Genomic DNA, 8,912 nt, shown 5'->3' on the forward strand with positions numbered 1-8,912 from the left:
CGCCGCTACCTCGTGCAGGCGACCGGCGCGCAGCTCGATGCGCCGCGGCTGCAGGCGCCCGGAAATGGCCGGGTCGTGCGTGGCGATGACGACCGTCACGCCGGCCCGATTGAGCGATTGCAGCAGATCGGCGATCGCGGCAGCGTAATCGGGATCCAGGTTGCCGGTGGGCTCGTCGGCGAGCACGATCGCCGGCCGATGGACGATCGCGCGCGCAATGCACAGGCGCTGTTGCTCGCCGCCCGAGAGCGCGATCGGCTGGCTGCGGCTGCGGTTCAGCAGCCCCACCTTGTCGAGCGCGGCACTGACCCGGCTCGAAATGGCGGCCGCATCGAATCCGACGATGCGCAACGGCAGCGCGACATTGTCGAACACGTTGCGGTCGTACAGCAGCTTGTGATCCTGGAAGACGAGCCCGAATTGGCGCCGCAGATACGGCAATGCACGCGCGCGAAACCGCGACAGATCCTCGCCGTTGACGGCGATGCGCCCCGCGGTCGGCGCCTCGATCGCGGCCATGAGGTTGAGCAGCGTGCTTTTACCGGCGCCCGACGGCCCGGTCAGCACCACGAGCTCGCCGCGCCCGATTTCGAGGCTCACCTGCGCCAACGCCTCGATGCCGCCGGGGTAGCGCTTGTCGACCCGGTCGAAGCGGATCATGGCAGCGCCGGAGGAAGCCGCGCGCGGCGCGTATGAGGGCTGCGGGTGGGGCTGCAGGTCGCGGGGCCTCAATCGAACAAGGCGTCGACGAAAGCGCGCGCGTCGAACGGCTGCAGGTCGTCCATGCCTTCGCCGACGCCGATGAAACGAAGCGGAATGGGCTTGTCCTTCGACTGGGACGAGCGGGTATGGGCGATCGCGGCAATGACCCCGCCCTTGGCCGTTCCGTCGAGCTTGGTCATGATGAGCCCGGTGACGCCGAGCGCTTCGTCGAAGGCCTTCACTTGCGCGAGCGCGTTCTGGCCGGTGTTGGCGTCGAGCACGAGCAGAATCTCGTGCGGCGCGCCAGGCTGGGCCCGATCGATGACGCGCTTGACCTTGCGGATTTCGTCCATGAGGTGCAGCTGCGTCGGCAGCCGGCCCGCGGTATCCGCGATCAGGATGTCGCTTCCGCGCGCCCGGGCCGCCTGCACCGCATCGAAAATCACCGCCGCGGAATCGCCGCCGCGCTGCGAGATCACCGCGACGTTGTTGCGCTCGCCCCAGACCGCGAGCTGCTCGCGTGCGGCCGCGCGGAAGGTATCTCCGGCGGCGAGCAACACCGAGCGCCCGCTCATCTGACAATGCTTCGCCAGCTTGCCGATGGAGGTCGTCTTGCCGGTGCCGTTCACGCCCACCATCATGATCACGAACGGCTTCTCGCCCGAGACCTCGAGCGGCGCCTCGAGCGGCGCGATGAGCTCGTGGAGCACGTCCTTCAGTGCCGTGCGCAGCTGGCCTGCATCGGCGAGTCGATCGCGTTTCGCGCGATTGCGCAGCGCCCCGATCACGTGCTCGGTGGCCGCGACACCGACATCGGCCGAGATGAGCAGTGTTTCCAGTTCCTCGTACAGTGCCTCGTCGATCTTCGGATGGCGCGCGAAGAGCTCTGTGACATCGGTATTGAGGACCTCGCGGGTGCGCTGCAGGCCCTGCTTCAACCGCGAAGCCCAGCCGCCTTCGTCCTTGCGGTCGGATTCCTTGCGCTCCGATTTGAGGAAACCGAACATGATGCTACAGTGTCAGAGGAAAAGTCCGAGAGCGATTGATTCTAGCATGCGGGTTTGCGCGCTTCTGTGGTTGACCATCTTCGCCTTCGGCGCGTTCGCGCCGTCGCGATCCGCAGTCGCAGCGAGTCCGCCGGTGCACGAGTATCGGCTCGACAACGGCATGCGAATCTTCGTGCGCGAGGATCATCGCGCGCCGGTCGTGGTGTCGATGGTGTGGTATGTCGCCGGCAGCGTCGACGAGTTGAACGGCACGACCGGCGTCGCGCACGTGCTCGAGCACATGATGTTCAAGGGCACGGAGAAAATCCCCAACGGCGAATTCTCGCGCCGCATCGCGCGCGCCGGCGGGCGCGACAATGCGTTCACCAGCCGCGACTACACCGCCTACTTCCAGACGCTGCATCGCGATCATCTGCCGCTCGCGCTGCAGATGGAAGCCGACCGCATGACCAATCTCATCCTGAGCAAGGACGAGTTCGAGAAGGAATTGCGCGTGGTGATGGAAGAGCGCCGTTGGCGCACCGACGACCGGCCGCACTCGCTCATGTACGAAGGGCTCATGGCGACCGCGCTGCTCTCGCACCCTTACCGCCAGCCCGTGATCGGCTGGATGAACGACCTGAAGAACATGGAGGTGAAGGATGCGCGCGAATGGTATCGGCATTGGTACACGCCGAACAACGCCATCCTGGTCGTGGTCGGCGATGTGCGCGGGGAAGAAGTGCATGACCTGGCGCGCAAGTATTTCGGCAGCATCGAGGCGCGCGAGCTGCCCGAACGCGATAACTTCGTCGAGCCCGAGCAGAGGGGGCCGCGCCGCATCACGATCAAGGCGCCGTCCGAGCTGCCGAGCCTGCTGATGGCTTATCGCGTGCCGAAGCTGGAAGATCCGAAGACACAGTGGGAGCCGTTCGCGCTCGACGTGCTGGAAGGCGTGCTCGACGGCCACGAAGGCGCCCGGCTGCAGGCAACGTTGGTGCGCGGCTCGCAGCTTGCGGCGGCCGCGGGCGCGGGTTACCAGGGCATCGGGCGCGGGCCCGGGATGTTCCTGCTGTCGGGAACCCCATCGGAGGGAAAGACCGTGGAGGAGCTCGAGCAGGCGTTGAAGGCCGAGGTGCGCCGCATCGCCACCGAAGGCGTGCGCGAAGACGAGCTTGCCCGGGTGAAGGCGCAAGTGGTGGCCGCTCAAGTCTATGCGCGCGATTCGATGTCCGCACAGGCACGCCAGATCGGCGCGCTGGAGGCGATCGGCTTGTCGCACCGGCTGATCGACCTGCAGGTCGAACGGCTGCGCGCCGTGACTGCCGAGCAGGTCCAGGAGGTGGCGCAACGCTACTTCAACGACGACGATGCGTTGACGGTGGCGGTATTGCGACCGCAGCCGCTCTCGGGCGAGCGGCCGGCGCGGCCTCCGGCAGGGTTGCGCCATTGAGCACCCGCGCTTTGAAGGCGTTCATCTTCGCGCTTCTCGCCGTCCTGACGATTGCGAGCGGCAGCGCGCATGCGCTGCTCCCGATCCAGGATTGGAAGACATCCTCCGGGGCACGCGTGCTGTTCGTCGAGAATCACGACCTGCCCATGCTGGACGTGAGCGTGGACTTCCCGGCGGGCTCGGGCTACGACACGAAGGATAAAGCCGGCCGCGCGGCATTCACGCAGCAACTGTTGCGGCTCGGCGCCGGCGGATTGAGCGAGAACGAGATCGCCCGGCGCATCGCCGATGTCGGCGCCAATCTCGGCGGACGATTCGATTCCGACCGGGCCGGCGTGTACCTGCGCACACTTTCCAATCCAGCCGAGCGCGACCCCGCCCTGGAAGTGATGGCGAAGGTGCTGCTGCAACCCGAGTTCCCGCAAGACGTGTTGGCCCGGGAGCGCGCGCGCGCGATCGCCGGCTTGAAGGAGGCCGACACCAAGCCCGACACGCTCGCCAATCGCGCCTTCAGCCGCGCCGTATTCGTGGACCATCCCTACGGCTTGCGTGGCTCGGGCGAAGTCGAAACCGTGAAGACACTGACGCGCGACGAACTGGTCGGCTTCTATCGCAGCCATTACGTGGCCAGCCGCGCCGTCGTCGCCATCATGGGCGACGTGAGCCGAGACGAGGCGGAGAAGATCGCCGAAGGCCTTACTGCGGATTTGCCGCGCGCCGGCCCCGAGCCGATCAGCATTCCGCCAGTCGACGAGCTGGCGCAAGCCGTCGCCACCAATATCGCGCATCCCGCGTCGCAGGCGCATATCCTGATCGGTGCGCCGGGCATTCGCCGCGGCGATCCCGACTATTTCGCGCTCTTCGTCGGCAACTACATTCTGGGTGGCGGCGGCTTCGAATCTCGTCTCACCGAGGAGGTGCGCTCCAAGCGCGGGCTCGCCTACAGCGTGTACAGCTATTTTGTGCCGCTATTGCGCGAAGGACCGTTCCAGATCGGGCTGCAGACGCGCGGCGATCAGGCCAAGGCTGCGATCGACGTGGTGACGCAGACCTTGCGCGCTTTCGTCGCCAAGGGGCCCACCGATCAAGAGCTCGAGGACGCGAAGAGTAACCTGATCGGCGGCTTCCCCTTGCGCATCGATTCCAATCGCAAGATCCACGGGTATCTGGCGATGATCGGCTTCTACAACATGCCGCTCTCCTACCTGGAAGATTTCGTTCCCAATATCCGCAAGGTCACTGTGGCCGATATCAAGGCGGCATTTTCGCGCCACATCGATCCGTCGAAGCTTGTCACCATCGTGGTCGGCGGAGGGGTCGCGGCCGCCGCGGACCGTTGAACGCCAATCGCGTGCGCATCGTCGGGGGCGCTCACCGCAGCCGCATCCTGCATTTCCCCGCGCGTCCGGGGCTGCGGCCGACGCCGGACCGGGTGCGCGAAACCCTGTTCAACTGGCTGGGTCAGGATTTGAGCGGGCGCGAGTGCCTGGATCTGTTCGCCGGCAGCGGTGCACTGGGCTTCGAGGCCGTCTCGCGGGGTGCGCACCGGGTGGTGATGGTCGAAAGCGATGCGGTAACGTGGCGGGCGCTCGAACGCAACGCCGCCTTGCTGGGTTGCCATCCGGTCGTGGAACTGCATCGAGCCGATGCGCTAGAATTCGTACGCGACGCCGGTCGAGCATTCGACATCGTATTTCTCGATCCGCCTTTCGATAGCGGACTGCTTGCGCGTCTCGCAACGGCGCTGCCGCGGCTTACCCGCCCTGGCGGCATGGTCTACGTAGAGAGCAGCCGGGGTGTGGACCTCGATGGCGCCTTCCGGCTGCATCGGCAGGGTCGCGCCGGGCAAGTCACCCATCAACTGTTCAGCCATGGCGACCAATAAAGTCATCTACCCCGGAACGTTCGATCCTTTCACGCTCGGTCACGAGGATCTCGTGCGCCGCGCCGCGCGGCTGTTCGACGAGATCGTGGTCGCGGTGGCCGACAGCCACGCCAAGCGGCCCTGCTTCACGCCCGATGAACGGGTCGAGATCGCGCGCGAGGTGCTTAAGCCCTATGCCAACGTGCGCGTCATGCGATTCTCTGGGCTGTTGATCGACTTCGCACGCGCGCAAGGTGCCAGCGTCATCATGCGGGGGCTGCGCGCGGTGTCGGACTTCGAATACGAGTTTCAGCTGGCCGGCATGAACCGCAACCTCCATCCCGAGATCGAAACGCTGTTCCTCACGCCTTCGGAGCAGTATCTGTTTATCTCGGCCACGCTGGTGCGCGAGATCGCGCTGCTCGGCGGCGATGTGAGCAAGTTCGCGCATCCCTCGGTGGTGGCGCGTTTGAAGGCGAAGGCGGCTCATTAGGGCAGCGATCATGGCGTTGATGATCACCGACGAGTGCATCAATTGCGACGTGTGCGAGCCCGAGTGCCCGAACGACGCGATCTCCCAGGGCGAGGAGATCTACCAGATCGATCCCGCGCGCTGCACCGAATGCGTCGGTCATCATGCCGAGCCGCAGTGCCGGAAGCTCTGTCCGGTCGATTGCATTCCGCTGCACCCGGACTATGTGGAAAGCCGTGAGACCTTGTTCGCCAGGTATCTGCGGCTGACCGGAAAGACCGGGGCCGATGGTGACGGAGCCGCTCCGCCGCTCGAAACTCACGCGGGCGGCAACTGATCTTCAGCGTCGCTGGCAGCGCGGGCAGTAATACGTCGCGCGCTGGCCCTGGCGAATCGCCCGGATCGGGGCAGCGCACGCACGGCACGCCTCGCCCTCCCGGTCGTACACGAAATAGCGTTGCTGGAAGTAGCCCAGGCTGCCGTCGGCATGACGCCAGTCGCGCAGGCTGCTGCCGCCCGCTTCGATTGCCTCGCGCAGCGTCGCCTGCACCGACGGCACCAGCATCGCGTAGCGCTTGAGACTGATCTTCCCCGCCGGCGTGCGCGGGTGGATGCGGGCGCGGAACAGCGCCTCGTTGGCGTAGATGTTGCCGACGCCGGCGACGACGCGGCTGTTCATCAACGTTTCCTTGATGCTCGCGCGCCGCCCGCGCGTGAGGCGATGCAGCCGCTGCGGCTCGAACTCGGCCGACAACGGTTCGGGGCCGAGATTCGCCAGCAGCGCATGCGCCTCGGGCTCGCCGTGCACGCGATGGATCGAGCCGAAGCGGCGCGGGTCGGTCAGGCGCAGGGCATGACCCGCATCGAGCGCGAGCTCGAAGTGATCGTGCTTGCCGGCGGGCGCATGCGCGGCCACGATGCCGAGCGCGCCCGACATGCCCAGGTGCACGATCAGGGCGTCGCGCTCCAGCTCGATGATGAGGTACTTGGCGCGACGGCGAAGATCGCGAATGCGCTGGCCGGTAATGGCTGCGGCAAGATCCGCGGCGATCGGCCAGCGCAAGCGGCCATCGCGGACCGTGACCGCGACGATGCGCCGTCCGACCAGATGCGGCGCCAGGCCGCGGCGCGTCGTCTCCACTTCGGGCAGCTCGGGCATCTAAGTCTGAGGTTTCTTGTCCGCAAGAGCCTCGGGCGAGGCGAGCAGCACGCCGGCGAGCCGCGACGGGAAATGGTACTCGAGCCGCTCGTCTTCGCGCCGTAGCACCAAATCCGGAGTCGTGGCCGTGACGCGAAAGCGGATGGTGCGGCCATCGCGCAGATCGACCTCGATCGAGCCGCGCGCGCGCGCATCCGTTTGCGGTTGGGTGATGATGCTGCTTGCCAGGCGCCAATGATCGACCCAGCGCAGCAGATCGTCCTGCGAAGCCGCTTCGCCGCCCGGATCGAGCCGCCAGCGGCCGCCCTCCTCGCGCACGCTGAAGCGCTCGAGGCGAAACGCGACCGGTTGCTCGCCGGGGTCGAACAGGCGATGCGCCAGCAGCTTCGAGGCATCCCCCGGTATGTTGGCCGAATACCGTGCCGGCAGCGCGTACACGTGCTCGCCGCTGCGCACATAGAGCTCCTGGGTGAGCGGATTGCTCATGCCGAATTCGATGACATGACTGTCGAATCGAACGCGCGCCCAGGGCTCATCGAGCTCGAAGCGACTGAGATCGGACGCCGGCATGCGCTGGGTCGTTCGGGCCCGGCCGATGTCGAGAACGCGGGCCAGCGCGATGGCCTCCAGCCGCCCCGGCACGGGCGCTTGCATGCGCCATTGCCCGCTCTCGCGCGTGAGCACGATCCGCATGCCGCGTGCGCGCTCGAGCTCGATCCGGCGAACGCTCTCGAGCGCCGTGGGCAGGATGGCGTAGCGTTCGTCCGGCTTCGGTTCCGGCCTGAAGTACAGAATCGCGCCGGCCACTGCGACCAGGACCAGCAAGGCGATATTGAGGAGCGAGCGGGGATTGGCGCGCACGCGATTTCCGTCAGGCGGCTCGCCGCCGCCACCAGATCCAGGCACCTGCCGCGATGAGCCCGAGTGGCGCCGCGATCAGGAAGACGATGACGAGCGCGGCCAGCCAGCTCCTTGAAAGCGTCAGGCTCACGTCGGGCGCGCTGCGCGGCTGGATCGCGATCAGCCGATCGTCGCCGGTGAGCCAGTTCACGATGTTCACGCCCAGGTCGAGGTTGCCGCCGTTGCCCAGGTAGGTATTGGCGAGGAAATGCGCGCTGCCGACGGCCACGATGCGCTGGTTCTTCTCTTCTTTCAGGCGTTCCAGCGCGATCGCGATGTTCGCCGGGCCAGGCCTGTCGAGCCCGGTATCGAACACGATTCGGCCGCCTGGATCGCCGGTTTCGATCCAGCCGCGCGGTGCGACCTCGATCAGCGCGGAGGTGGTCCAGCCTTCCGCCGGATTCGCTGCGATGGTGCGTGCAAACGGAAACAGCGTGTTGAGTCGGAAAGTCCGTACGATCGGGTGCGCACTATAGCCCCCGGGCGTGGCGACCGCCATGACGGGCCGGCCACCGCGCTCGATCGCGTCCGGATCGACCACGATGCCGGGCGAGAGCACGAGTCCGAGTCGTTCCGCGATCGGCTCCAACCCATGCAGCGGCTCCTGGTCGATCAGCCAGAGCAGATTGCCGCCGCGTTCGATGTAGCGCAGCAGTTTTTCCAGCTCGGCCGCGGTGATATCCGTTTGCGGGCTGGCGATCACCAGCAGCGCCGCATTGGCGGGGACGTCGGGTGCGATCGCGAGGTTGAGGCTGGAGAGCTCGATGCCCTTGCTGCGCAGCTGCTTGCCGAAGTCGCCCAGGTCGTGGTTCGCCGCGCCTGCAAGGCTGCGCTCGCCGTGACCCTCCAGCCACATCACCAGGCGCTCTCGCGCGCGGGCGAGCCGGATGAGCAGGTTGGTGAGCCCGAGCTCCGACAGATTCGCCAGCCGCTCGCTACGTCCCGCATACTCGATCACCAGCTCGCCGTTGACCTGCACGCCGGCCTGCGCCGCCGCCTGGGGCTGGGCGCGCGGATCGATGAACTCCAGCGTGACGTCGTGCTTCACCCGCTGGTAGCGGGCGATGAAGTCGCGGATGTGCTTGCGCAGATCGCCGAGCCGAGGATCCTGCGGGGTCGCATAGGCGGTCACTCGAACCGGGCCGTCGAGCTTGGCGAGCGTATCGATCGAGGCCGCCGAAAGCGTATTGCGCCCGGTCGTGGTCAGGTCCCACTCGACGTGATAGTGGCGCGCGAGCAGAACGAGAATGACTGCGAGCGAAACCAGCAGCAGCACGAACACGCCGTTTTGCAGCGCGATGCGCAGCTGCATCCTGCGCTGCGGGCTAATGCGCATCTTGCGCCGCGGGGCTAATGCGCATCTTGCGCCGCGGGGC

At 66.7% G+C, this 8,912-nt stretch carries 9 protein-coding genes and 1 pseudogene (1 of these 10 only partly in view); 5 read left to right on the top strand and 5 right to left on the bottom strand.

The genetic code is table 11. The features are described 5' to 3' along the window. Positions 1–660, bottom strand: a pseudogene (ftsE, locus tag GEV05_10990) (cell division ATP-binding protein FtsE) (it extends 1,305 nt beyond the left edge of the window). 68 nt (positions 661–728) lie between these two features. Beyond that, positions 729–1,709 carry a signal recognition particle-docking protein FtsY gene (gene ftsY, locus GEV05_10995; protein MPZ43913.1) on the bottom strand — a complete coding sequence of 327 codons (981 nt, stop codon included), beginning with the start codon at positions 1,707–1,709 and terminating at the stop codon, positions 729–731. Positions 1,710–1,755: 46 nt separating this feature from the next. Between ftsY and GEV05_11000 the strand changes: the two genes are divergently transcribed. The 5 genes from GEV05_11000 to GEV05_11020 are packed head-to-tail and all read left to right on the top strand — an operon-like array spanning position 1,756 to position 5,814. Continuing rightward, entirely contained in the window at positions 1,756–3,141 is a 1,386-nt protein-coding gene (locus GEV05_11000; GenBank protein MPZ43914.1) for an insulinase family protein, read from the top strand. Next, the gene (locus tag GEV05_11005) at positions 3,138–4,481 is read left to right on the top strand and encodes an insulinase family protein (protein MPZ43915.1); all 1,344 of its coding nucleotides are present in this window, start codon (positions 3,138–3,140) and stop codon (positions 4,479–4,481) included. Before GEV05_11000 ends, GEV05_11005 begins: the two co-directional genes overlap by 4 nt. An 11-nt stretch (positions 4,482–4,492) precedes the next feature. Continuing rightward, positions 4,493–5,026: a 16S rRNA (guanine(966)-N(2))-methyltransferase RsmD gene (rsmD, locus tag GEV05_11010; GenBank protein MPZ43916.1), complete on the top strand. Its 534-nt coding sequence runs from the start codon at positions 4,493–4,495 to the stop codon at positions 5,024–5,026. Next, positions 5,013–5,498: a pantetheine-phosphate adenylyltransferase gene (gene coaD / locus GEV05_11015; protein ID MPZ43917.1), complete on the top strand. Its 486-nt coding sequence runs from the start codon at positions 5,013–5,015 to the stop codon at positions 5,496–5,498. The genes rsmD and coaD overlap by 14 nt, the downstream gene beginning before the upstream one ends. 10 nt (positions 5,499–5,508) lie before the next feature. Further along, positions 5,509–5,814 carry a YfhL family 4Fe-4S dicluster ferredoxin gene (locus GEV05_11020; GenBank protein MPZ43918.1) on the top strand — a complete coding sequence of 102 codons (306 nt, stop codon included), beginning with the start codon at positions 5,509–5,511 and terminating at the stop codon, positions 5,812–5,814. A 3-nt stretch (positions 5,815–5,817) separates the two neighbouring features. Here GEV05_11020 and mutM read toward each other — a convergent pair whose 3' ends face one another. From mutM to GEV05_11035, 3 genes are read right to left on the bottom strand one after another with little or no spacing between them, the layout of a single operon-like run. Then, positions 5,818–6,636 (bottom strand): bifunctional DNA-formamidopyrimidine glycosylase/DNA-(apurinic or apyrimidinic site) lyase, encoded by an 819-nt coding sequence (mutM, locus tag GEV05_11025; protein MPZ43919.1) that lies wholly within the window; start codon positions 6,634–6,636, stop codon positions 5,818–5,820. Continuing rightward, positions 6,637–7,497, bottom strand: a complete 861-nt coding sequence (locus GEV05_11030; protein MPZ43920.1) for a DUF4340 domain-containing protein — start codon at positions 7,495–7,497, stop codon at positions 6,637–6,639. Positions 7,498–7,507: 10 nt separating this feature from the next. Then, positions 7,508–8,872, bottom strand: coding sequence for an ABC transporter (locus tag GEV05_11035; protein ID MPZ43921.1), 1,365 nt, complete (start codon positions 8,870–8,872; stop codon positions 7,508–7,510). Positions 8,873–8,912: the final 40 nt, after the last annotated feature.

Source organism: Betaproteobacteria bacterium (assembly GCA_009377585.1).
In the GTDB taxonomy this organism is placed as follows: domain Bacteria; phylum Pseudomonadota; class Gammaproteobacteria; order Burkholderiales; family WYBJ01; genus WYBJ01.

Excerpts from the sequence above, each read along its gene's own strand:
- ftsY (MPZ43913.1), bottom strand. The coding sequence starts at position 1,709 with ATGTTCGGTTTCCTCAAATCGGAGCGCAAGGAATCCGACCGCAAGGAC.
- GEV05_11000 (MPZ43914.1), top strand. The coding sequence starts at position 1,756 with ATGCGGGTTTGCGCGCTTCTGTGGTTGACCATCTTCGCCTTCGGCGCG.
- coaD (MPZ43917.1), top strand. The coding sequence starts at position 5,013 with ATGGCGACCAATAAAGTCATCTACCCCGGAACGTTCGATCCTTTCACG.
- GEV05_11020 (MPZ43918.1), top strand. The coding sequence starts at position 5,509 with ATGGCGTTGATGATCACCGACGAGTGCATCAATTGCGACGTGTGCGAG.
- mutM (MPZ43919.1), bottom strand. The coding sequence starts at position 6,636 with ATGCCCGAGCTGCCCGAAGTGGAGACGACGCGCCGCGGCCTGGCGCCG.
- GEV05_11035 (MPZ43921.1), bottom strand. The coding sequence starts at position 8,872 with ATGCGCATTAGCCCGCAGCGCAGGATGCAGCTGCGCATCGCGCTGCAA.